The sequence below is a fragment of the Acinetobacter sp. F9 genome (assembly GCF_019195275.1).
GTDB lineage: Bacteria > Pseudomonadota > Gammaproteobacteria > Pseudomonadales > Moraxellaceae > Acinetobacter > Acinetobacter pseudolwoffii.
This window is the reverse complement of the sequence record NZ_CP078068.1, coordinates 332938-357631: the sequence shown is the minus strand read 5'-3', so window position 1 is coordinate 357631 and position 24694 is coordinate 332938. Positions and strand designations below refer to the sequence as shown.

The following is a 24694-nucleotide window of genomic DNA, read 5'->3' as shown; positions in this document are numbered from 1 at the left end:
TAAAATCATCGAATTATTTAAAAAATATTTTGGTTTAAATTACTGCGATCAAGTGCAAATTCCATCAAACATCTACAAACGAAAAAAATGCTTGTATGATGTTTAAATGACTTGAACCAATAACATCAGGGATATTATCATGAGTACAGATTCAGCTTTTCCAACACCAAATAATTTAGGGATAGCGGTTTATAGTAATAATGCAGACGCAATTGGAAATACACCGCTAGTTCGTATTAATCGTGTAATTTCAGCTCCGGTAACTGTACTTGCTAAAATTGAAAGCCGTAATCCGGCCTTTTCAGTCAAATGTCGTATTGGTGCAGCATTAATTAACGATGCAGAAAAATCTGGAAAACTCAAACCCGGTATGCACATCGTTGAACCCACCAGTGGCAATACCGGCATTGCATTGGCCTTTGTGGCAGCCGCTAAAGGTTATGAACTGACGCTCACCATGCCTTCAAGCATGAGTATTGAACGCCGTAAAGTAGTCAAAGCTTTAGGAGCCAATCTGGTCTTGACCGATCCGGCCAAAGGCATGAAAGGGGCGATTGAAGCAGCCGAGAGTCTGTTGAATGAGAACCCGGAGCAGTATTTCCTGCCACAACAGTTTGAAAACCCAGCCAATCCTAAAATTCATGAAGAAACCACCGGCCCAGAAATCTGGGAAGCTACGGCGGGTAACGTCGATATTCTGGTCGCAGGTGTCGGAACAGGCGGAACCATTACCGGTATTTCGCGTTACTTTGAGAAAGTTAAAAATAAGCCTCTATATTCGGTGGCGGTGGAACCTGCTGAATCTGCAATTATTGGTCAGGCCAAACGCGGCGAAACGCTGACACCGGGACCACACAAAATTCAAGGTATCGGAGCCAACTTTATTCCGGGCAACTTGGATTTAGATCTGGTCGATGAAGTGATTGCCATTAATAGCACAGAGGCAATCGAGTGGGCACGCAAAACTGCAGCTCAGGAAGGTATTTTGGTCGGCATTTCAAGTGGTGCGGCCATGGCGGCAGCGGCACAACTGGCTGCACGCCCTGAAAATGCCGGTAAAAATATTGTGGTGATTTTGCCAGATGGCGGTGAACGCTACCTGTCTTCGGTTCTGTTTGAAGATATTTCTGCCGAATAAAATTGATGCATTCAATATTTTAAACACTGCTATAAAAGCCCGAAGTCATCTTCGGGCTTTTATTTGGTTCTTGGATGAGCATCCAATCGCAATACCGCTTTATCTTTCCTAAAATATTTAAATGAAAGACTTGACCTTGCCATGCTGGGAATGTTTAAGCTATAGCATCGGCAGCAAGTTGATGCATGGAGATGGGCATGGCAGAACAAGACAGCATCCGGTTATATGAACAGCAGGTGCAGATTGGCGGTATGACCTGTGCATCCTGCGTGGCTCGGGTCGAAAAAGCCTTGAAAAAAATTGAGGGCGTGGTTGAGGCATCTGTCAACCTGTCGACTGAAAAAGCTTTTATTAAAAGCCAGCAGCCGATTGCTGCCGCTGTGCTAGTTCAAGCAATTGAAAAAACTGGCTTTGATGTACCGACGCAACAGTTTGCTTTGAATATTGAAGGCATGACCTGTGCATCTTGTGTGGCTCGCGTAGAAAAAGCCCTAAAAAAAGTAGAAGGTGTACTGGATGCACACGTGAATCTGGCCACTGAAAAGGCGCATGTGAGTCTAATCAATTCTGTGCCATTGTCCAAGTTGACTCAGGCGGTGCAAAAAGCCGGTTTTGATCTTCAGGCTGACCGGATTGAACTGGCAATTGAAGGCATGACTTGCGCTTCATGTGTGGCACGGGTTGAAAAAGCTTTATTGAAAGTAGAAGGTGTCAGCGAAGCACAGGTCAATCTGGCCACCGAAACTGCCTGGGTGAAAGCTTCGCATGCCCAGCTTCCGGCCTTGATTGCTGCCGTGGAGAAAGCCGGTTATCAGGCCACAATAAAATCCGGTACGGATATGTCGGCAGATAGCCATGGCGCTTTTCAGGAAAAGAAAGCCAATGAAACGGCACAACTGAAACGAGATTTATGGCTTGCAGTCATTCTGACAGCGCCTGTATTTATTCTGGAAATGGGCTCGCACCTGATTCCGGCATTTCATCATTTTATTGCCCATACGTTAGGAACCCAGAACAGCTGGTATCTGCAGTTTGTGCTGACCACTTTGGTGCTGATTATTCCGGGACGGCGTTTTTATCAGCATGGTATTCCGGCTTTATTGCGTTTGGCGCCGGATATGAATTCTCTGGTCGCAGTCGGAACAATCGCAGCTTATGGATTTTCCTGCATTGCGACCTTTTTTCCGCAGCTGTTACCCCAGTCCACCGTCCATGTATATTTTGAAGCGGCAGCTGTCATTGTTGCGCTGATTTTACTGGGGCGGTATCTGGAAGCCAAAGCCAAAGGTAAAACCTCAGAAGCGATTCAGTATCTGGTCGGCTTGCAACCGAAAACCGCACGGGTACAACAGCATGGCAACTGGGTTGATCTGGCGATTGCCGATGTACAACAGGGTATGCTGATTGAAATCCGCCCGGGTGAAAAAGTCGCCGTCGATGGTGAAGTGGTTGCCGGGCAAAGTTATATCGATGAAGCAATGATGAGTGGTGAGCCTTTACCCGTGGCCAAACAGGCTGGCGATCAGGTGGTCGGCGGTACCATAAACCAGAACGGAACATTGCAAATCAAGGCTACTGCGGTCGGTCAGAATTCGGTACTGGCGCAGATTATTCAGATGGTAGAACAGGCACAAGGCTCAAAACTGCCGATTCAGGCCGTGGTCGATAAAGTGACTTTATGGTTTGTACCTGCAGTTATGGCGCTAGCGGCCTTGACCTTTATGGTATGGTTCCTGTTTGGGCCTGAGCCGAATCTGACCTACGCATTGGTAAATGCAGTCGCCGTACTGATTATTGCCTGTCCATGTGCAATGGGACTGGCGACCCCTACCTCGATTATGGTCGGAACTGGCCGTGCAGCAGAACTGGGCGTGCTATTTCGTAAGGGTGAAGCTTTACAGTTACTGCAACAAACTAAAGTTGTCGCTTTGGATAAAACTGGAACCTTAACTGAAGGAAAACCGCTGCTGACCGACTTTGAAGTCACCGCTGATTTTAATCAGCAGACCGTATTACAGCTGGTGGCTTCGGTTGAAGCCAAGTCAGAACATCCGATTGCCCACGCTATTGTTCAGGCTGCCCGTGAGCAAGAGCTGGAACTGATGGATGTGACGGATTTTGATTCGATCACTGGTGCAGGGGTCAAAGCACAGGTGTTCGGTCAGCAGCTACATATTGGTGCGGAACGTTTGATGCAGGACTTGGGCTTAAATGTCGATCTGTTTAGAGCCACTGCACAAAAGCTCGGTGATCAAGGCCGCAGTCCTTTATATGTAGCGATTAATCAAAAGCTGGCTGCGATTATTGCAGTCGCTGACCCGATTAAACCGACTACTTATAGCGCGATTCAGGTCTTGCATGACCAAGGCCTCAAAGTGGCGATGATTACCGGGGATCACCAGCATACTGCGCAGGCGATTGCCAAACAGCTGAAAATTGATCAGGTAATTGCGCAAGTCTTGCCACATGAAAAAGTCGATGCTGTAAGACAACTCCAGCAGCAATACGGCGTGCTCACTTTTGTTGGGGATGGAATCAATGATGCACCAGCGTTGGCACAGGCCGATGTCGGTATGGCGATTGGTACCGGCACCGATGTCGCGATTGAAGCAGCCGATGTGGTGCTGATGTCAGGCAATTTACAGCATGTGGCTATAGGCATCGGCTTGAGTCAGGCCACCATGCGCAATATCAAACAGAATCTGTTTTGGGCCTTTGTCTACAATATTGCGTTAATACCGATTGCCGCCGGTGTGCTGTATCCATTTTGGGGCATCTTGTTATCGCCAATGTTTGCCGCAGGCGCGATGGCGTTGTCCTCCGTGTTTGTCGTCAGTAATGCCTTGAGATTAAAGGCCTATCAACCGGTGCAGTTTAAGGAGTCAGCGTGATGAATATTGGCCAAGCCGCAAAACGCTCCGGCATCTCTGCAAAAATGATCCGATATTATGAAGAAATTGGCTTGTTGCCCCCTCCGAAACGAAGCGATGCAGGCTATCGGGTTTATACTGATGCGGACATTAAGACCTTAAGTTTTATTCAGCATGCACGTGAACTGGGATTTTCATCGGAGCAGATGAAAGAACTGCTGGGCCTGTGGCTGAACAGCTCACGTCAGAGTAGCGAAGTGAAACAGCTGGCACAAAAACATATCCAGTTTTTACAACAGAAAATTGCCGATATGCAGCATATGCTATTAATTTTACAGCAATCGGTGGAGCAGTGTGCCGGCAATGAGCAGTCTGATTGCCAGATTTTAAAACAGATTGAACAGGGCGTAGTACCTGAGCAACACTGACATAATGTGTAATTAAAGTCAGGTTAAATACAGTCTGCCCAATCACATTAATTTTTAAAGCGATCCTATGGAGCTAAATATGAAATTCCGTATTGAAAATATGACCTGTGGTGGCTGTGCACGCAGTGTGACTGCTACGATTAAAGATCTGGATGAAAATGCCACCGTTCATATAGATGTGGCGACTAAGCTGGTCGAAGTTGAATCGACAGTCACTGAGTCCGAGATTGTCGCGGCTTTAACCGAAGACGGATTTCCGCCAATTGCTGCTTGATATTTGTTAAGTCATTCAATTGAAATAAAATGCCGGATTCAATCCGGCATTTTTTATTATAGGGCTTAGACTGACGAGATTTTATCCGGGGTCATCAGCGCCTGATTAATATACAGTTTAATCAGACGTTCACGCGAACCAATCGCTTTTTGATAATTGGTTGAATTTAATAATAGTGAAGCTCCATAAGTCACGGTCCAGATATAAGACAAATAATCCCGAATCGACATGGCACTTTCTAAAGCCACCAGATAATCATGGGTCATGTCTTTAATCCGGATAATCCGTTCTTCTCGAATCCGATAAAGCTCCTGAAATAAATCTTTCAGGTTTTTTTCATTATTGGTTAAACGCTCTTCAATCACATGCAACAGGATGGTGCGATTGGAATTGAGCATGTGATAGAGCATATATTGCGAAACATAATTTTTAATATCGTTATTATATTTTTTTGATATTTCCAGGATTCTTTTTTCATTCAGAATAATTAGTTCTAAATATAACTGGTTCTTGCTTTTGAAATGCTTGTAGATCGTTCCTTTCGCGATGTCCAGTTCACTGGCAAGTTCACTCAGGGTAATGTCCTGATTATTGTCCAGTAGCAGGCTTTCAGCCATGCTCAGGATCTTCTCTTTACGAAGAAGGAAGTTCTGCTGTCTTACAGTCGTCATCTTCTTGGTCCATATTTTTCGAAAAAGAACCTTTCAAGAATATTCAATTTTACCCAAGATAGCTATAAAACTAAGGTCGTGATATTTATCTAATTTTGTATATTTATGCAGCAACTGCTGACAATGAAAAATATATATGGTGTCAGTCTGGAAATATTGTCAAGAAAACTGAACCCTAGAGATCAACTTTGCTAAATAAAATTCCATTTTCAGCATAATTATTTTATTGTTTCAGCACATCAAGTGAAATCATTATTCGGTTTAAGACCGTCCTGGCAAAGGATTATAGTGGTGAATAAAGAATCATTTTAAGCCTGCTTGGTTCAGTAAATAACGGTGACATAAAGCTTGGGTTTTTAAATTTTATGTCGCTTATTTAGTTGAATGAGATTTACTGCTGGATTAATTCGAGATGATGATTTTCGATTGATATGCATTGATTGAAGTAAAATCATAAAAAAGATTTTCATGAATCAATGATTATAAAACGCTCAGCAACAGAATTGAGTATTACCAGTTAAGGAATGTAAGAATGCCTATTTATAATGCGCCGCTAAAAGACATGGAATTTATTTTAAATGATGTGTTTCAAGCTGAACAATTTTGGCAAGGTAATGAAAATCTTGCACATTTAGATATGGCAACTGCAAATGCAATTCTGGAAGAGATGGCCAAATTTTCCAAGAATGTCATTCTTGACCTGAATCGTCCTGCGGATGAAGAAGGTGGTGCTCAGTTTAAACATGGTGAAGTGACCACACCTACAGGCTTTAAAGATGCCTTTAAGCAGTTTGCTGAAGGTGGCTGGGTAGGTTTAGGTGCCAGTGAAGAATGGGGCGGGCAGAATATGCCAAAAATGCTGACCGTGCTGGCCGATGAAATGATCTGGAGTACTAATCCATCATTTATGCTTTACCCGCTGTTAACCGTAGGTGCAGGCATGGCGATCAATGATCGCGCTTCACAAGAACAGAAAGAAACTTATTTACCAAAATTCTATACAGGCGAATGGTCGGGCACCATGTGTCTGACTGAGCCACATTCAGGTACTGATCTTGGCATAATCAAAACCAAGGCTGAACCCAATGAAGATGGCAGCTATAACATCAGCGGTACCAAAATCTTTATTACCAGCGGTGAACATGACCTGAGTGAAAATATCATTCATCTGGTGTTGGCAAAAACACCAAATGCACCCGCCGGTTCACGTGGCATTTCCCTGTTTATTGTGCCGAAATTTCTGGTGAATGCAGATGGTTCACTCGGTGAACGTAATGCAGTATCTGCGGGTTCAATCGAACATAAGATGGGAATTAAAGGCTCGGCGACCTGCGTCATGAACTTTGATGGTGCCAAAGCTTATATGGTCGGTAACGAAAATGAAGGACTGGCCGGCATGTTCGTGATGATGAACTACGAACGTCTGTCGATGGGAATTCAGGGCATTGGCGCGGCAGAATTTGCTTATCAGAATGCGGCACAATATGCGACAGACCGTTTACAGGGACGTGCCTCGACCGGTGCGAAATCACCGGAAAAACCAGCCGATTCGATTCTGGTACATGGTGATGTGCGCCGGATGTTGCTGAATGTGCGCGCCAACAATGAAGCATCTCGTGCCTTTGCTGTCTATGTCGGTCAGCAGCTGGATATCACCAAATATTCGACCGATGCTGAAGCGGTGCGTAAAGCGACCGACCGTGTGGCTCTGTTAACCCCAATTGCCAAAGCATATCTGACTGATAAAGCATTAGATTCTGCACTGGAAGCGCAAATGTGCTTCGGTGGTCATGGTTATATCCGTGAATGGGGTATGGAACAATGTATTCGCGATCTGCGCATTTCACAAATTTATGAAGGCACCAATGGTGTGCAGGCAATTGACCTGATTGGCCGTAAAACCACCAAATGTAAAGGTGCTTATATTGCAGAGTATATCGCTGAAATCCGCGAGTTCGCCCAAGGTCTGGATGATTCATTGACGATTAAAACGGCGACATTAGAGACCTGTCAGCAACTGGAAGACATCACCAGCTTTATCGTCGAGCAGTCTCAACTGAATCCGGACTTTGCTAACTCGATTGCGGTCGATTATCTGCATGCGGTGGGTCTGCTCAGTTTTGTGTATATGTATGCGCGTATCAGCAAAGCTGCAGCAACGAAAGACGATAGCTATTTCCAGAACAAATTGGTACTGGCGAATTATTATGTCGCCAAAGTTCTCCCGGATTTGAGTGCCCGAATTCAACGTATTCAGGCAGGTGCAGAACTGGTCATGCAATTACCTGAAGACTATTTCACTGCACAGGCTTAAACCGGCAAGTATTGCGAAGGACAAACACTGCAGAGCTTCTGCTGTGCGGTGTTAAATAACAATGATGAAAAAGGATGAGATTAGAATGATTGTAATTGTAGAAGCTGTACGTACCGCAATGGGCGGTTTTCAAGGCTCACTTTCAAGCTGTACGGCGCCTGATTTGGGTGCTGTGGCGATCAAGGAAGCTGTAGCTCGTGCAGGTTTAACTGCAAACGATATTGATGAAGTCATTATGGGCTGTGTACTGCCGGCGGGTTTAAAACAGGGCCCGGCACGTCAGGCCATGCGTCAAGCCGGCTTACCGGATTCAACAGGTGCCACCACGATCAATAAAATCTGTGGCTCAGGCATGAAAGCGGTGATGCAGGCAGCAGATGCAATCAAAGCGGGTTCGGCTGAAATTGTGGTCGCAGGTGGCATGGAATCTATGTCTAATGCGCCATATTTGATGGACAAGGCACGTGCCGGTTTCCGTATGGGACATGGCAAAGTCACGGATCACATGTTCCAGGAAGGTCTGGAAGATGCAGAAACAGGTCTGTCGATGGGAATTCTGGCACAGGAAATGGCAGATAAAAAAGGTTATACACGCGAACAGCAGGACGATTATGCCATTGGCTCATTAAACAAAGCGGTGACGGCTGTTCAGCAAGGCTTCTTTAAAGATGAAATCGTAGCAGTCACTGTCAGTAACCGTAAAGGCGATGTGGTGGTTGAGCAGGATGAACAGCCTTTAAATGCCAAAGCGGACAAAATTTCAAGCTTGCGTCCAGCCTTCAAAAAAGACGGAACCATTACCGCAGCAAATGCTAGTTCAATTTCAGACGGTGCTTCAGCACTGGTGGTCACCTCTAGTGAAATTGCTGCACAGCGTAACTTAAAACCGCTGGCTAATATTTTGGCCTATGCCAGCCATTCGCAGCATCCTTCGGAATTCACCATTGCACCTGTCGGTGCGATTGAAAAAGTCCTGAAAAAAACCGGTTGGGATGCCGCTGATGTGGACCTCTGGGAAATTAATGAGGCTTTTGCCATGGTGACGATGCTAGCCATTGATGGCTTTAAACTGGATACTGCAAAAGTCAACATCAACGGTGGCGCATGTGCGCTCGGTCATCCACTGGGGTCTTCTGGTTCCCGTATTATTGTGACCTTGATTCATGCCTTAAAACGTACTGGTGGCAAGAAAGGTATTGCCGCACTGTGTATCGGTGGCGGTGAAGCAACTGCGATTGCAGTGGAACTGGTTTAAGTCCAGCCAAAATTCAATGCTCGAATTAGCAAAATTAATTATTGATTGATTTAGACGCTAATGCTCTTGGTTCATCAGGAGCAGATGCCTCTTTATTTTATATTTTTGAGATTTTTTATGAACGGTTTAGAGCGCATTCGTTTGCTCCCATTACAAGATAAAGTCGTATCTGTCGAAAAAGCACTACAACTGATTCAAGATGGCGATGTAGTTGGTTTAAGTGGTTTTGGGGGGGCAGGTGAAGCGAAAACTGTGCCTTTGGCCTTGGCTGAATATGCACAGAAGTATCCAATTCATATTACCTTGGCGACAGGTGCAAGTCTGGGGAACCGGATTGATGGAAAACTCAATGAAGCACATGTCATAACCCGCCGTTATCCTTATCAGGCAGATCCTTCTTTACGTAAAGCGATTAATGCCGGTGAAGTGATGTATGTCGATCAGCATCTCTCTGAACTGGCCGATAATATCCGTCATAAAAACTTGCCAGCGATTAATGTGGCTGTAATTGCTGCAACTGCGATTACTGAAGACGGTCAGATTATTCCGACAGGCTCTTGCGGAAATTCTGCAAATTTCATCGAAATGGCAGATCGGGTCATTATTGAAATTGATATGACGATTAATCCCGTACTAGAAGGTGTTCACGATATCTATGTACCTCAAGCGCGCCCAAACCGCGAGCCAATTCCTCTGACTCAAGCCAGTGACAAAATTGGAACAATCGGGATTCATGTTGCACCTGAAAAAATTTCTGCGATTGTCATCAATGAGATTCCAGACACTTCCTTTGGCATGGACGAACCGGATCAAGAAACGCTGGCGATTGCCAGTCACCTGATTCATTTCTTTGAACAGGAAGTGGCAGCAGGGCGTTTACCTGAAAATCTGGGGCCGCTGCAATCCGGTGTGGGCTCCGTGGCCAATGCGGTCTTTGCCGGCTTCGAACATTCCAATTTCAATAATCTGGAAATGTATTCTGAAGTCTTGCAGGATTGCACTTTCCAGCTTATCGATTCAGGCAAGATGACCTTTGCTTCAGGTTGCTCCATGACCCTGACCGATGACTGTGCCGCACGAGTGATGAACAATTTTGATCGATACAAAGATAAAATTGTCTTGCGTCCACAGGAACTTTCCAATAATCCTGAACTGATTCGCCGTCTCGGGATTATTGCGATTAATACAGCACTTGAGTTTGATATTTACGGAAATGTGAATTCAACCCATGTTACTGGAACCAAGATGATGAACGGTATTGGAGGCTCGGGAGATTTTACCCGTCATGCGCATATTGCCATCTTTGTGACCAAATCCTATGCCAAAGGTGGTGCGATTTCTTCAGTCGTTCCCCTAGTCAGCCATACCGACCATACCGATCATGACGTTGATATTCTGGTGACTGAGCAAGGTTTAGCAGATCTGCGTGGTTTGGCACCGCGTGAACGTGCCCGCAAGATTATCGATATCTGTGCTCATCCAGATTACCGCGAAAGTTTAAATCATTATTTTGAGCGTGCCTGTGCGCGTGGTGGTCAGACACCGCATTTATTGAATGAAGCTTTGTCTTGGCATGCCCAATTTGAAGAAACCGGTTCAATGAAAACCGCTTAATACGTTTAATCGCATTGATCATCAAATAGAGCCCGTTGTATACGGGCTTTATTCATTTGATTACATCCATTTTTTTGCCGTTTAAAGATCATTTGGATGATTTAAAAACTTTTTCCAGTACATGCCGATGTATAAATCGAAGCTTGTCTTTTACCGCTTCGGTCAGCTTGAATGGGTAGGCATCTTCCAGACCCATACAACGGTTCAAGGCATTTAAATTAAAGGTTAAGGTAACCCAGTTTGCAAGAATATGTTCAACGTCCTGTCCGCCAATTGGACATTCTTTAAAATCCATGCTGGCCAGATAGCCACCATTGCCAATAACGCGGATTCCAGCATAGTAAGCAGTTTCCAGTGTTTCCATCATATGCAGATAATGCGCCCAGGTTTCTGCCCAGTCTTCCCAGGGATGTGCGGTGGCATAAGCACTAATATAGTTTTCCTGCCAGTTGATCGGGGCGCCGTCATTATAATAAGTTTGCAGCGCCTCACTGTAATTTTGCCGCTCATCGCCAAAATAATGACGAAACTCTTCAATCAGTTCCGGATGTAAGTGTTGCATCAGTGCAAAATAGTAATGTCCGCTTTCATGGCGAAAATGGCCCAATAAAGTCCGGTAATTTTCTCCCATATTCACGCGTGTTGTTTCACGATACACCACATCCGCTTCAATCGCATTTAAAGTAATCACACCATTGGCATGACCAATCAAAACCGGCTGATCATCTTCAGGCAGTAAAAAATCAAAACGCAGGCCAAATGGATCATCTTCAGATTTTTTGGGGCGTGGCATCATGTTCATACGCTGCGCCAAATAAAGGAAGCGGCGTTTGGCCTCTTCCAGTCGAAACCAGTAAATCAGGTTCTCTGAATTTTCCAGATCAGGAATCACATGAGTGAGTTGACAGGACTCACAAAAATCTTCATCTTCATTACTGGGAATCATCCAGTTACATACCTGATAGTGCGTATAGTTATGACAGGGTTTATAACTGGCATGCTGATAACTTTTGGAGACTGGAATCCATTGATCAGCACTCTGCTTTTTAAATGCGCACAATTCTTTTTCCGAAGCGACATAGCCGATTGGTGACATACAATGATCACAGACTGATTTGTAAAAAAATAGCTGTTGCTGGCAGACGGCGCATTCAAAATGTTTCATCTAAACTCCCTGTAGGGAAGCAAACTGTCTAGAATGCCTACCTAAATTTCATCCTATTGTAATAACATCATAAAAATTTTAATAAAAACTCTATATGGCTGAATTGTAAATGGAGGATGCTTGGCATTATATTGTGAGCTAAATAACTCGTTATTTTTAAATAGAAAAAGATTGCTTAGAGAAATACAAATTGACAGATGATCTGTTTTTGCAACAAAGCCAGGTTAAGGTGAAATTTAAAATAATATGAACATTAGAAAAGCTACTGTTCAGGATACATCTGCTATCGTAGAAGTCATTGCACCATTTGTAGAGGCTGTCACTACGGCAGAAGAGGGACGCTTACGTTTTAAAGCTGAAGTAATTCAAACCATTTTTGAACGGCCAGATATTTATTATTATGTGGCTGAAATTGACCGCAGAATAGTCGGTGTGGTGGCTTATATAGCACCTGCACATTTCATGCATTTTTTCTTGAATAAGGCTTATCAAGGTCAAGGTTACGGTCGCCAAATGTGGCGCTTTTTAGAAAAACATATTCGTAGCCAAGGTCATCAATCTATTACTGTAAAATCCAGTTTATATGCTTTGGATATTTATAAACGCTTCGGTTTTGTTGAAATGGGCGAATACACTGAGGAAAATGGCATTCGTTTTATTCCCATGCGAAAAGACTACTTAGCTGAAATTTAAACCATCTAAAAACAATCCAAACTTTCCGCTATTCACCTTCACTCCATTTTTAATTAGTCATGCCTTTTACTTAGGCATAGAATTGGTTCACTTTTGTTATATATGCAAATCATTTTATGGCAATCGGCTGGATCTTTTTCACCTTAATGGCTGCATTTATGCAGGCATGGCGTAATGCATTTCAAAAACAGCTGAGCACTACGGTCGATGTTTGGGGGGTCACGCTGGCACGGTTTATCTTTGCCTTGCCCTTTGCAATAATCTATCTGTCCAGTCTTTATCACTTCAAGCCCGTTGAAAATATTATCCATTTTACTCCCAGGTTTTGGGTCTATATTGTGATTGCTGGTTCAAGCCAGATTTTAGCGACTGCCTTGATGGTGAAGCTGTTTCAACAAAAAAATTATGCGATTGGGGTCGGTTTGGCTAAAAGTGAAGCCATTCTTGCCGCCGTCATTGGTGTCGTGTTTTTAGCCGATCATTTATCGGTACTGGCCTGGATCGGTGTGGTACTCGGTGCTTATGCTGTATTCCTGCTGAGTAAAGGCCAGCAGATCAGCGGATTTTCTGCCCAGACCTTAGCGATTGGAATCGGCAGCGGCTTAAGTTTTGCGATTACCTCACTCTTGGTCAGGGAGGCGAGTCTGGAGCTAAGCACATTGCCAACTGTCCATCGTGCTGCATGGGTACTGCTGATGGTCATCAGTTTTCAATGCATCAGTATGCTGATCTATCTGAGTCTATTTAGCCGCCAGACTTTAGTGGCCATGTGGCAACGCTTGAGATTAACCTTTAAAGTCAGCGTGTGCAGCTTTATGGCATCGCTGGGCTGGTTTACTGCCATGAGCATGATGAGTGTGCCCATTGTCAAAACACTAGGTCAAATCGAGATTTTATTTAGTATGCTGATTTCTGCATATTTCTTTAAGGAGAAACTGGCACGTGCCGAGCATTGGGGGCTGGGCTTGGTGGTGATCGCTGCGATTTTGGTCATTTGGGCTTAATACTGACTCCATCTTGATAAAAAAAAGCCACTGATGATGATCAGTGGCTTTTTCCTTTTTTGAGCAGTTTAAGCTGCAATAAATGCCTGAACTGCCTGATTGAACGCTTCAGGTTGCTCGACATTGGAAATATGCGATGCATTGATTTCAAACAGTTGGCTATTGGCAATGCTGGCTTGCATCGACTGACCATCAGCAACAGTCGTTACAGGATCTTGCTGACCTGCCACAATCAATACAGGAACTGAAATTGTCTTTAACTGTTCACGTAAATCCGCTTTAGCCAAAGCTTCACAGCAACTCGCATAACCTTCCGGGCTGCCAGCTCCAAGGTCGTTTGAAAGTTCTGCAACAATTGCTGCGTTGCTTTGAATAAAGGGTTCGGTAAACCAGCGTGATGCTGCGGTCGATGCAATCGGTGCCAAGCCTTGCTCACGCACCAGTGCAGCACGTTCCAGCCAGGCCTGTTCCTGACCAATTTTGGCTGCCGTATTACACACAATCACTTGGTTAAAGCGTTCTGGGCGGTTAATTGCCAGCCATTGACCAGTCAGACCCCCCATGGAAATGCCACAGAAAGCAGCTTTCTGGATATTTAAATGATCCAGTAGATTCACTACATCTTGACCCAGTTGATCCAGGGTATATGGCCCTTGTGGTGCGCTCGAGCCACCGTGACCACGGGTGTCATAACACACCACGAAATAATCTTTCTGGAAAAATTCAATTTGTGGCTGCCACATGCTGAATTTGGTGCCCAATGAATTGGAGAACACAATTGCAGGCTTAGAGGTATCCCCAAAAGTCTGGTAATTAATTTGTGCATCGTTAGATGTAAATGTTGGCATTAAAATCCCTCCCGACCTCCCTTTAAAAAAGGGAGGGGAAATTTTTATTAAGTGATCGTGCTTTTAGACGCGTTCGATAATCAAAGCAATACCTTGACCGACACCAATACACATTGAACATAGTGCATATTGACCGCCAGTTTGTTCCAGCTGGTTCAAGGCAGTGGTCACCAGACGTGCACCAGAGGCGCCGAGTGGATGACCCAATGCAATTGCGCCACCGTTCGGATTGACTTTTTCTGAGCCGTCTTCAATGCCTAGATCACGGGTACATGCCAGTGCTTGGGCCGCAAAAGCTTCATTCAGTTCGATCACATCCATCTGCTCTAGCGTTAAGCCGGTTTGAGCAAGTAGCTTTTTGATGGCAGGTGCCGGACCAAAGCCCATGATGCGCGGCTCAACACCCACAACAGTTGAGCCAATAATTTTGGCACGTGGTTTTAAACCGTATTGCGCAATCGCTTCATCAGACGCGATCAGTAGGGCGGCAGCACCATCGTTAATGCCTGAAGCATTACCGGCTGTAACTGTACCATCTGCTTTTACCACAGGTTTTAGTTTTGCCAGAGCTTCTGCAGTGGTAGACGCACGTGGATGTTCATCTTTATCTACGACCACCGGATCGCCTTTACGTTGTGGAATCACCACCGGAATGATTTCTTTATCAAAGAAACCTTTGGCTTGTGCTGCTGCTGTACGTTGCTGGCTGCTCAGGGCAAATTTGTCCTGATCTTCACGGTTAATCCCGAACTGTTCAGCGACATTTTCAGCCGTTTGCGGCATGGTTTCTACGCCGTACATGTCTTTGAGTTTCGGGTTAATGAAACGCCAGCCCATGGTGGTATCTTCGATTTTCTGACTACGGCCATAGGCGGTTTCTGATTTACCCATGACAAAGGGTGCACGAGACATTGACTCGACACCACCGGCAATAATCAGATGGGCTTCACCCACTTTAATCGCACGTGCAGCCATGGAGATGGTATCTAGCGATGAACCACATAGGCGGTTGACTGTAGTTGCAGGCACTTGATAAGGCACACCTGCAAGCAGCGCTGACATGCGGCCAACGTTACGGTTATCTTCACCGGCCTGGTTGGCACAGCCATAGATCACATCATCGACCTGTTCCCAGTTTACCGATGGATTACGTTCTATTAAGGCTTTGATTGGAAGTGCACCGAGATCATCAGTACGAACAGGAGCGAGGCCACCGGCATAACGGCCGAATGGGGTACGGATGGCATCGATAATATAGGCGTTTTTCATGTTTTTACTTTCCAAATCTTTGAATCCCTCCCAACCTCCCTTTACTAAAGGGAGGCGTTTTTCCCGGAATTTAAAGGGTGAAAGTCCCTCCTTTAATAAAGGAGGGATTTAGGGAGGATTTATGAATTAGTTTTGAGTCGCATCAATCAGCTTGGCGCCAGTCAATGACTGCAATTCTTCGAATGACAGACCTTCGACTTTCTCAATCACTTTCATGCCTTCGCTGGTGATATCAATCACACACAGGTCGGTATAGATACGATCCACACATTTCAAACCAGTCGCCGGATAAGACAGTTCAGCCACAATTTTTGGCTCGCCTTTCTTCGTGACGTGATCGGTGGTGATGAAAACTTTCTTGGCACCCACAGCCAAATCCATTGCACCGCCCACAGCCGGAATCGCATCCGGTGCGCCAGTATGCCAGTTGGCCAGATCACCATTTTCAGCAATCTGGAAGGCACCCAATACCGCGATGTCTAAATGACCGCCACGCATCATCGCAAAAGAGTCACCATGATGGAAGAAAGAACCACCTTCAAGTAGGGTGACGAATTCTTTACCGGCATTGATCAGCTCAGGATCGCGATCTTCTTCATCAGGAGGAGGACCGAAAGCCAACAGGCCATTTTCAGAATGCAGGAATACGTCTTTATCGCTTGGCAGGTAGCTAGAAATCTTGGTCGGTAGGCCGATACCCAGATTTACATAAGCGCCATCAGGAATATCTTGTGCCACACGTTCAGCGATCTGGTCACGGGTCAGTTTGTTATAGCTCATTATTTATCTCCGATGCCAATTATTGTGCAGGTTTAACTTGAACAACGTGTTGAACAAAAATTCCCGGGGTGATGATGTGCTCTGGATCCAGTGCACCGAGTTCAACCACCTCAGAAACCTGTGCAATGGTTACATCAGCTGCCATCGCCATAATCGGGCCAAAGTTACGCGCAGATTTACGGTAGACCAGATTGCCCCAACGGTCGCCTTTAGAGGCTTTAATCAAAGCAAAGTCAGCTTTAATCGGATTTTCTAAAACGTAGTCTTTGCCTTCATAGTTCATGGTCGGTTTTCCTTCCGCCAGCAAGGTACCAAAACCAGTAGGTGTATAGATTGGACCTAAGCCCATGCCAGCCGCCTGAATACGGCAAGCCAGATTACCTTGCGGCACCAGTTCCAGTTCAATTTTTCCTGCACGATACAATTCGTCAAATACCCAGGAGTCAGACTGACGCGGGAAAGAACAGATAATTTTACGCACAGCGCCCGCTTTAAGCAGTTTCGCCAGACCATAATCGCCATTACCGGCATTGTTGTTGACAATAATCAGGTCTTTAATACCCAATTCGATCAGACCATCAATCAGTTCAGCAGGCTGACCCGCTGTACCGAAACCACCGATCATGATGGTTGAACCATCTTTGATCTGGGAGAGTGCTTCTTTCAATGATAATGAACTTTTATCTATCATAATCTGGTCCTTTCATATCCTAAACTTATGGATGTCTTTAAACTCATTTTGAATCTGATGCTGCAAGCAGAACAGCGTTACGGTCTTTCTGTGACAATACAAAGTGCGCCACCAAACCAATACAAATCCCCCAAAAGACTGAGCTCAGTCCAAGGAACTGCATACCAGATGCAGTCGCCAAAAAGGTGATCAGGGCAGCATCACGTTGTGATTCTTTGCCCATTGCAACGGAAATATTGGTGGCAATTGCACCGAGCAATGCCAGTCCGGCCAAAGCCGCAATTAATTCTTTAGGCATCAGGCTAAAGAGCATAACGATGCTGCCGGCAAATAAACCGCCTAAAATATAGAAAATCCCATTCGCGATACCGGCGATATAACGTTTTTCTTTCAGCTCATGTGCGTCTTTACCCAAACATAAAGCAGCCGTGATTGAGGCCAGTACAATGGTAATGCCGCCTACACAGGCCACCGCAAGCGAAGCAATACTGGTCACACTAATAATAGGTTTGGCCGGCATGTCATAACCGCTGAGCTTGATAATGCTCATGCCTGGTAAAAACTGGCCAGAAAGACTGACTAAAATCAGCGGTAGTGCCAGATTCAAGGTAGAGTTCCAGGTCCATTCCGGGGCAATAAATTGTGGAATCGCCAAGCTAAAATCAGCGGTCACCGGGTTAATTTTACCGAGTAACAGACTTAAAACCACACCTGCCACCAATACCCAAACCATGGCATAGCGTGGGCTGAAACGCTTGGCCAGTAAAAATACTGCCAGCATGCCAAACACAATGTAGGGCATGGTATCGGTTGCCGTAAACAGACCTAAACCAAACTGCAATAAAATCCCGGCCATCATTCCGGCAGCCACTTCCTGAGGAATCCAGGACAGCAATTTGTCGAAATAACCGGTGATCCCAATGAAAAAAATCACCACGGCAGAGGTGATATAGGCAGCAACCGCTTCATTGAGCGAAATATCAGGAAAAAGCGTGACTAATAAAGCCGTTCCGGGTGCAGACCAGGCAGTCACCACCGGTATTTTGTATTTAATCGATAAGAAAATACCGGCAAGTGCAGCACCAATAGAAATTCCCCAAATCCATGAAATCATCATGTCTGGGGAAACTTGGGCTTGTTGAGCAGCCTGGAAAAAAATGATTAGTGGGCCTGAATAGGAAATCAGTACTGCTAAAAATCCTGCAACAGTTGCTGAAATTGACCAATCATTTTTTAAAGTTTGAAACAGGGTGTTCATTGGTGATGTGCCTCCTTGCGTCAAACCATGATCCTGTTAAAAAAAAGTCATGATCAGGATTTAGCCCTGATCACCACCACCGACCGGTACGACGGTACCAGTCATATACGATGATTCATCCGAAGCCAGGAATACAATGGCATTCACCTGTTCCTGAATCGTACCGTAGCGACCCATAAAAGTACGGTCAATGGTCTGATCAACCACTTGCTGCATCCAGTCTTTTTCTGATTCAGTCAGCGGATTGGCATTGCGTGGCACTTTACGCGGTGGTGCTTCGGTACCGCCAGTTGCAATCGCATTGACACGAATTCCATCTTTGGCATGTTCAAAGGCGAGGGAAGCGGTCAAACCGTTCACACCACCTTTAGATGCTGAATATGGAACACGGTTAATACCACGTGTGGCAATAGAAGATACGTTTACAATTGTACCTTTCTGATTTTTAATCATTTCTGGAAGAACTGCACGGCAGCACCACAGCGTTGGGAACAGTGAGCGGTTCACCTCCTTGATAATTTCCTCTTCAGAAAATTCTTCAAAAGGTTTCATCCAAATCGCGCCGCCAACATTGTTGATCAGGACATCGACACGGCCATAAGTTTGCAGCGCTTTGGCGACAACAGATTCTGCGCCGGCAAAGGTTTCCAGATTGGCTTTGACAGTAATCGCATCACCGCCAGTGGCTTCAATTTCAGCCAGAACTTCCTCTACAAAAGGGGAAAGATCCGCCATGACGACTTGTGCGCCTTCGTTTGCCACTTGCAGCGCCACACCGCGCCCGATGCCTTGGGCAGCACCGGTCACGATCACGACTTTATTTTCAAATCTTTTTGAACGGTTCATTCTATTCTCCGGTTCAGTCTGAACTTAGTTTGCAGAGAATTTTTCAAACAGGAAGTTTGCAGGTTTAACGCCTTCAGCATCTAACCAGCCGCGAACTGCTTCAACCATTGGCACAGGACCACACAGATAAATATCCACATCACCCGCATTTAGCCATTCTTTTTCGATATGACCGGTCACATAGCCTTTACGCTCATGATTAGATTCTGGATTCGCAATCACAGTACGGTATTCGAACCAAGGGAATTTATCCTGCAGCTCATTTAGTTTTTCAATCGCCACCAGGTCAAAATCATTGGTCACACCAAACACCAGACGCACTGGATGTTCTGAACCTTTTTCTTCTAAGACTTGCAGCATCGACATAAACGGCGCGATCCCTGTACCACCAGCCAGCATCAATACTGGACGGGTCACAGGACGCAGGTAGAAGCTGCCAAATGGGCCAGTAAAGGTCATTTTGTCGCCAGCTTGGGCATTGGCGCTCAAGAATTCACTCATTTTACCATTTGGCACGTTACGTACCACGAAACCGGTTAAACGATTACCTGGTTTTGAACTGAATGAATAAGAACGGGTTTCAGTCGTGCCCGGAATGCCGACATTGACATATTGACCGGCAAGGAAGTGAATGTCTGGTTGACCTTCGTCTAACTGAATGTCAAAGGTAATGGTCGAGTCAGATAGGTTTTCTACACGTGCCAAAGTACCCTGGAACGCGTGAATTTCAGTTTTACAAACTTCTGATGAAGCTTGAATCTGGAAAACTGCGTCTGAAGTTGGTTTACACTGACAGGCCAGAATATAGCCTTCTGCAGCTTCTTCAGGTGTTAATGCATCTTCAATATAAGTTTCTTCAGGCATGTCAAACGAACCTGATTCACAAAACGCACGACACGTTCCACAAGCACCATCACGGCAGTCCAAAGGAATATTGATCTTTTGACGGTAAGCTGCGTCTGACAGGGTTTCTCCGTCAGAAACAGAAATAAAACGTGTAACGCCATCTTCAAATTGAAGTGCAACATTGTGGTTTGACATGGCTGAATATCCTATATAAATCTTTGTAACTAAGCCTCTCAGTCAATTTTCCATATGACTGAAAGGCTTGACCTAGCTGTAAAAACAGTCTTAGAGGTGATAAATGTCGATGACCTGGTTGATGTAATCGTTTTTCAATACCACGTATTTGCTTAAAATTTGTGGTTTATCGCCTGAGAAATCGATTTCATAACGAGACATACCGAAGTAGCTGTAACTTGTTTTGTAACGGAAGCTCAAAGTATTCCAGTTAAAACGTACAGTCACTTTGTCGCCATCACGTTCAACAATTTCAATATTGCTGATGTTATGGCAGGTACGTGTGTCCGGCATGGTTGCAGATGAACGTTCAGTCTTGATACGGAACACGCGGTCTTCTAAACCTTGACGGTCTGGATAGTAAATCAACGAGATTTCAGACTGTGGATCTGTGGTCAGTTTGTCATCATCATCCCAAGCTGGCATCCAGAAAGACGCAGTAGGGGCATAACAGGTTAACCAGTCATCCCATTGTTCATCATCTAAAAAGCGGGCTTCTTGATACAGGAACTGAGCAATATTTTCTAAAGTGATGTCGCTCATGCGCTTTCTCCTTCAGTTGATGCTGCAATTTCTTTCTCAGTCGCAATACCTTTTTTGATCAATTCTAACCAGTACTGGTGCTGAGACAGGTATAGACCTTCATCTTCAGTTTTAATACCAGACAGTTTTGGTTTTAAACCGATTTCATTGGCAGCATCATCCGGACCTTGAATCCAGTGTTTAGAACCACGGCACATGTCGTTCCATTCCAGCGCGATACCGGCATAACCTGCCTGACAAGCACGGAACTCTTCAAGATCGTCTGGTGTCGCCATACCTGAAGCGTTAAAGAAATCTTCATACTGACGGATACGACGGGTACGCGCTTCAGGCTCTTCACCCACAGGCGCGATACAGTAGATCGTCACTTCGGTCTTATCGACAGAAATCGGGCGCAGGACACGGATTTGTGAACCGAACTGATCCATGAAGTAAACGTTTGGATAGATACACAGGTTACGTGAACGTTCGATCATCCACTTCGCCATAGCTTCGCCATATTGCGCAGTGTATTCATCTTTCTTGGCAAAGTTAGGACGGTCTTCCGGGTTAGCCCATTGAGTCCAAAGCAGCATGTGACCGTGTTCAAAGCCGTAAGAACCACCGCCTTGCTTGCCCCATGAACCTGCGCTCATGGCACGGATGTTATCGCCAGCTTCTTTTTCTTTACGTTGCTGAGTCGTTGCAGCATAGTTCCAGTGTACAGCAGACACGTGATAACCATCAGCACCGTTTTCAGCAGTCAACTTCCAGTTACCTTCATAGGTATAAGTCGAAGAACCACGTAAAACTTCCAGACCTTGCTCAGACTGACCCACGATCATGTCAATAATTTTGGTCGCTTCGCCCAGGTATTCTTCCAGAGAAGGAACATCCGGATTCAAGCTGCCGAACAGGAAACCTTTATAGTTTTCAAAACGGGCAACCTTTTTCAGGTCATGTGAGCCGTCTTTGTTAAAGCAGTCTGAATAACCCGCTTCAGCCGGGTCTTTGACTTTTAATAACTTACCTGAGTTATTGAAAGTCCAGCCATGGAATGGGCAAGTATAAGTTGCTTTATTGCCTTTCTTGTTACGGCACAATTGTGCACCGCGATGCGAACAGGCATTGATCATGGCATTCAGTTCACCTTGACGGTTACGTGCAATGATGATCGGCTGACGACCAATATAAGTAGTATAGAAGTCGTTATTGTTTGGAATCTGGCTTTCATGTGCTAGATAAACCCAGTTGCCTTCAAAGATGTATTTCATCTCAAGGTCAAACAGGGCCTGGTCTGTAAATACTGAACGGTGTAGTTTAAATTCACCAGATTCATAATCATCAACCAGTAATTCGTCAATGCGGTCTAAATGGCTGGTGTTAATTACGGGAATACGAGGCATGTCCTTTCTCCGACTTTCCAAGGGGGAAGTCAGCGGGATATATCTCATATCCCGCTTCTTAATGTATTAAGCGCTTGCGCGGCGACGTTCAACTTCAGTAGTAGGCGCGCCTTCTAGGTCTTTCTGAAGAACAACGTTGAACTGAATGTGTTTGAAAGGACCTTTCAAACCACGACGCGCGATTTCAGCTTCATCAGTTACGTCTGCAGCTTCTGCAACTAGGCCTTCACGTGTACCGAATGCGAAGTCATCCCAAAGGTATTTATCACCTTCGATGTTGAACTGAGTGGTAAGCTTACGGTAGCCAGGTGCAGAGATGAAGTAGTGCACGTGAGCAGGGCGTTGACCGTGACGAGAGATCTGGTTTAATACACCTTGAAGTGGACCTTCAGGGTTTAAGCCATAACCTACAGGCATGGTAGTCAGAGCCGTGTATTGACCGTTTTCGTCAGTCAGGATTGAGCGACGCAGGTTAAAGTGGCTTTGTGACTTGTCAAAGAATGAATAGTTGCCGTGGCTGTTTGCGTGCCATACTTCAACTTTAGCACCCGGAATGATGTTGCCGTCAGTATCTGTTACTGTACCGTCAATGATTAAAGTCGGGATTTTGCCTTCTTCAGAACCATCGTCCATGCGTGCGAAACCAGTCGATTCTGGCGCACCAGCAACATATAGCGGACCTTCAATTGTACGTGGTGTACCACCCGTTAAACCTGCTTTCGCATCAGCTTCATCAGCACGCAAGTCAAGGAAGTGCTCAAGACCTACAGCAGAACCCATCAATGCAAATTCGTCAGCTTTTGCAATGTCGATGATAGTTTCAATACCTTTCCAAACTTCTGATTGGCTTAAATCTAAGTCTTCAATCGCCTGGAACAAATCTGTAACTAAACGTACCAGTACTTGTTGTACACGTGCATTTACTGGACCTTCAGAAGTGTCCACGTTACAAGCTTTAACTACATTTTCAATGGTTTGACGATCCATTTTATTACTCCTAAGAATAGCTATTTTGGTGACGCGCTGTTTAGCTTGCTCTGGCTGGCTAAATCTTGCTGGCCACAATCCTTGTTGAATTACCCTCTGTTTTCGATTCGGAAGGGGAATCCGGTGACTCCCAATCCGCTCATTCAATCAACTGTCATCATCTCGAACTGAAGATGGGTGACGGTTTAATGCCATTACTTCAATGTTCATATAAGGATAGAGAGGCAAGCCTTGTAGCAGGTTGTGCAACTCTTCATTGCTTTCAACATCAAAAATACTGATGTTTGAGTACTGGCCCGTGATGCGCCAGATATGACGCCATTTGCCTTGACGCTGCAATTCCTGTGAATAAGCCTTTTCAACAGCCTTAATTTCGTTTACCTGTTCAACTGGCAGGTCACGTGGAATGTTTACATCCATACGTACGTGGAAAAGCATGGGTTTCTCCTAATTACTGACGACGCAAGTTGTCAATCTTGTTTTCATCCAACTCAATTCCCAGACCAGATCCTTTCGGAATTTCCAGTTCAAAGTTTTGATAGTTGAGTGGGGTTTTTAAAATATCTTCAGTCAGTAGCAATGGCCCAAACAGTTCGGTGCCGTAGGCAAGGTTTTCAAAGGTAGAGAAAACATGTGCCGATGCAATCGTGCCGACCGGACCTTCCAGCATGGTGCCGCCATACAGGTCAATTCCTGCCAGTTTGGCAATTTTTCCGACTTCACAACCTTCAATCAGGCCACCTGACTGGGCAACTTTGACTGCAAAAACAGATGAACCGTTTTGTTTCGCAATTTCATAAGCTGAATGTGGGCCCATTAAAGATTCGTCCGCCATGATAGCAATATCAAAACGGCGGGTTAAACGGCGCATGGCAGCCAGGTTGTCAATTGCACATGGCTGTTCAATCAGGTCAACGCCACCATCTTGCAGCAACTGGATTCCTTTAATGGCTTCCAGTTCTGACCAGGCACGGTTAACATCAACACGAATCGAAATGTCTTTGCCCAAGGCTTTTTTAATCGCGAGAACATGTTCTACATCTTCTTCAACTGCACGTGAACCGATTTTGAGTTTGAAAATGTTATGGCGTTTAGCCGCAATCATTTTCTGTGCTTCAGCAATATCTTTTTCTGTATTGCCAGAAGCCAATACCCAAAGAACCGGAATGCTGTCACGTAAGCGGCCACCCAAGATTTCGCTCAGCGGTTGTTGCATGCGCTGTGCCTGAATGTCCAAAAGGGCAGTCTGAATCGCGCACTTGGCAAAGCGGTTACCATTAATATTCTTTTTAATTGCTTGTAATGTCTGTGCAACATTTAAGCCGGATAATGTTTTTAAAAGGGGTGCGAAATAAGTTTCAATATTGACTTTAACGCTTTCCGGGCTTTCATCACCATAACCTAAGCCGCCGATCGTCGTTGCCTCACCCCAACCGATATAACCATCTTCAGTGGTGATTTTAACAAGGACCAGGGTCTGGGTTTGCATCGTTGCCACTGCCATCTTGTGAGGGCGAATGGTTGGAATTTCTACCAGCAAGGTTTCAACTGACTTATACATAATACGGATTCACATTCTTG

23 protein-coding genes are annotated in these 24694 nt (G+C 45.1%); 9 read left to right on the top strand and 14 right to left on the bottom strand.

The features are described 5' to 3' along the window. The first annotated feature begins 139 nt into the window (after positions 1–139). The 4 genes from cysK (at position 140) to KT990_RS01595 (ending at position 4710) form a co-directional block, all read left to right on the top strand. Entirely contained in the window at positions 140–1138 is a 999-nt protein-coding gene (gene cysK, locus KT990_RS01610) for a cysteine synthase A (RefSeq protein ID WP_218209020.1), read from the top strand. A 191-nt stretch (positions 1139–1329) separates the two neighbouring features. After that, entirely contained in the window at positions 1330–4029 is a 2700-nt protein-coding gene (locus tag KT990_RS01605; protein WP_218209366.1) for a heavy metal translocating P-type ATPase, read from the top strand. Then, positions 4029–4436, top strand: a complete 408-nt coding sequence (cueR, locus tag KT990_RS01600; RefSeq protein WP_218209019.1) for a Cu(I)-responsive transcriptional regulator — start codon at positions 4029–4031, stop codon at positions 4434–4436. The genes KT990_RS01605 and cueR overlap by 1 nt, the downstream gene beginning before the upstream one ends. Before the next feature lie 79 nt (positions 4437–4515). Then, positions 4516–4710 carry a heavy-metal-associated domain-containing protein gene (locus KT990_RS01595; protein WP_005096981.1) on the top strand — a complete coding sequence of 65 codons (195 nt, stop codon included), beginning with the start codon at positions 4516–4518 and terminating at the stop codon, positions 4708–4710. 65 nt (positions 4711–4775) lie between these two features. Here the strand turns inward: KT990_RS01595 and KT990_RS01590 are convergent, their stop codons facing one another. Beyond that, a complete protein-coding gene (locus tag KT990_RS01590; protein ID WP_005096979.1) occupies positions 4776–5381 on the bottom strand; it encodes a TetR/AcrR family transcriptional regulator in 606 nt (201 codons plus the stop codon). Positions 5382–5913: 532 nt separating this feature from the next. On the opposite strand from KT990_RS01590, the gene KT990_RS01585 reads away from it, so the two are divergent. The 3 genes from KT990_RS01585 (at position 5914) to KT990_RS01575 (ending at position 10564) form a co-directional block, all read left to right on the top strand. After that, a complete protein-coding gene (locus KT990_RS01585) occupies positions 5914–7695 on the top strand; it encodes an acyl-CoA dehydrogenase C-terminal domain-containing protein (RefSeq protein WP_005096978.1) in 1782 nt (593 codons plus the stop codon). A 79-nt stretch (positions 7696–7774) separates the two neighbouring features. Beyond that, positions 7775–8950, top strand: coding sequence for a thiolase family protein (locus KT990_RS01580; RefSeq protein ID WP_180083325.1), 1176 nt, complete (start codon positions 7775–7777; stop codon positions 8948–8950). Positions 8951–9067: 117 nt separating this feature from the next. Continuing rightward, a complete protein-coding gene (locus KT990_RS01575; protein ID WP_005096976.1) occupies positions 9068–10564 on the top strand; it encodes a succinate CoA transferase in 1497 nt (498 codons plus the stop codon). An 88-nt stretch (positions 10565–10652) separates the two neighbouring features. Here the strand turns inward: KT990_RS01575 and KT990_RS01570 are convergent, their stop codons facing one another. Then, positions 10653–11729 (bottom strand): zinc-binding metallopeptidase family protein, encoded by a 1077-nt coding sequence (locus KT990_RS01570; RefSeq protein WP_005096974.1) that lies wholly within the window; start codon positions 11727–11729, stop codon positions 10653–10655. 246 nt (positions 11730–11975) lie between these two features. Between KT990_RS01570 and KT990_RS01565 the strand changes: the two genes are divergently transcribed. Continuing rightward, positions 11976–12422 (top strand): GNAT family N-acetyltransferase, encoded by a 447-nt coding sequence (locus KT990_RS01565; protein ID WP_218209018.1) that lies wholly within the window; start codon positions 11976–11978, stop codon positions 12420–12422. A 116-nt stretch (positions 12423–12538) separates the two neighbouring features. Beyond that, entirely contained in the window at positions 12539–13426 is an 888-nt protein-coding gene (locus KT990_RS01560) for a DMT family transporter (RefSeq protein ID WP_180077820.1), read from the top strand. Positions 13427–13494: 68 nt separating this feature from the next. Here KT990_RS01560 and pcaD read toward each other — a convergent pair whose 3' ends face one another. The 12 genes from pcaD to KT990_RS01500 form a co-directional block, all read right to left on the bottom strand. Further along, positions 13495–14274, bottom strand: a complete 780-nt coding sequence (gene pcaD / locus KT990_RS01555) for a 3-oxoadipate enol-lactonase (protein WP_005096968.1) — start codon at positions 14272–14274, stop codon at positions 13495–13497. 63 nt (positions 14275–14337) lie between these two features. After that, positions 14338–15543 (bottom strand): 3-oxoadipyl-CoA thiolase, encoded by a 1206-nt coding sequence (gene pcaF / locus KT990_RS01550; protein WP_159515745.1) that lies wholly within the window; start codon positions 15541–15543, stop codon positions 14338–14340. A gap of 126 nt (positions 15544–15669) precedes the next feature. Continuing rightward, positions 15670–16323 carry a 3-oxoacid CoA-transferase subunit B gene (locus KT990_RS01545; RefSeq protein ID WP_218209017.1) on the bottom strand — a complete coding sequence of 218 codons (654 nt, stop codon included), beginning with the start codon at positions 16321–16323 and terminating at the stop codon, positions 15670–15672. Positions 16324–16342: 19 nt separating this feature from the next. Beyond that, positions 16343–17014 carry a 3-oxoacid CoA-transferase subunit A gene (locus KT990_RS01540; RefSeq protein WP_004731110.1) on the bottom strand — a complete coding sequence of 224 codons (672 nt, stop codon included), beginning with the start codon at positions 17012–17014 and terminating at the stop codon, positions 16343–16345. Positions 17015–17057: 43 nt separating this feature from the next. Next, the gene (gene benE, locus KT990_RS01535) at positions 17058–18272 is read right to left on the bottom strand and encodes a benzoate/H(+) symporter BenE (RefSeq protein ID WP_180049357.1); all 1215 of its coding nucleotides are present in this window, start codon (positions 18270–18272) and stop codon (positions 17058–17060) included. Between the two features lie 60 nt (positions 18273–18332). Then, positions 18333–19118: a benzoate diol dehydrogenase BenD gene (gene benD / locus KT990_RS01530; RefSeq protein ID WP_074382751.1), complete on the bottom strand. Its 786-nt coding sequence runs from the start codon at positions 19116–19118 to the stop codon at positions 18333–18335. Between the two features lie 24 nt (positions 19119–19142). Continuing rightward, positions 19143–20159 (bottom strand): benzoate 1,2-dioxygenase electron transfer component BenC, encoded by a 1017-nt coding sequence (benC, locus tag KT990_RS01525; RefSeq protein WP_180085384.1) that lies wholly within the window; start codon positions 20157–20159, stop codon positions 19143–19145. A 90-nt stretch (positions 20160–20249) separates the two neighbouring features. Continuing rightward, a complete protein-coding gene (benB, locus tag KT990_RS01520; RefSeq protein ID WP_004647040.1) occupies positions 20250–20741 on the bottom strand; it encodes a benzoate 1,2-dioxygenase small subunit in 492 nt (163 codons plus the stop codon). Continuing rightward, positions 20738–22126: a benzoate 1,2-dioxygenase large subunit gene (gene benA, locus KT990_RS01515; protein WP_218209016.1), complete on the bottom strand. Its 1389-nt coding sequence runs from the start codon at positions 22124–22126 to the stop codon at positions 20738–20740. Before benA ends, benB begins: the two co-directional genes overlap by 4 nt. A 66-nt stretch (positions 22127–22192) precedes the next feature. Then, positions 22193–23113: a catechol 1,2-dioxygenase gene (gene catA, locus KT990_RS01510; protein WP_218209015.1), complete on the bottom strand. Its 921-nt coding sequence runs from the start codon at positions 23111–23113 to the stop codon at positions 22193–22195. Positions 23114–23260: 147 nt separating this feature from the next. After that, positions 23261–23551: a muconolactone Delta-isomerase gene (gene catC, locus KT990_RS01505; protein ID WP_218209014.1), complete on the bottom strand. Its 291-nt coding sequence runs from the start codon at positions 23549–23551 to the stop codon at positions 23261–23263. Between the two features lie 13 nt (positions 23552–23564). Then, positions 23565–24674 (bottom strand): muconate/chloromuconate family cycloisomerase, encoded by a 1110-nt coding sequence (locus KT990_RS01500; protein WP_218209013.1) that lies wholly within the window; start codon positions 24672–24674, stop codon positions 23565–23567. Between the last annotated feature and the right edge of the window lie 20 nt (positions 24675–24694).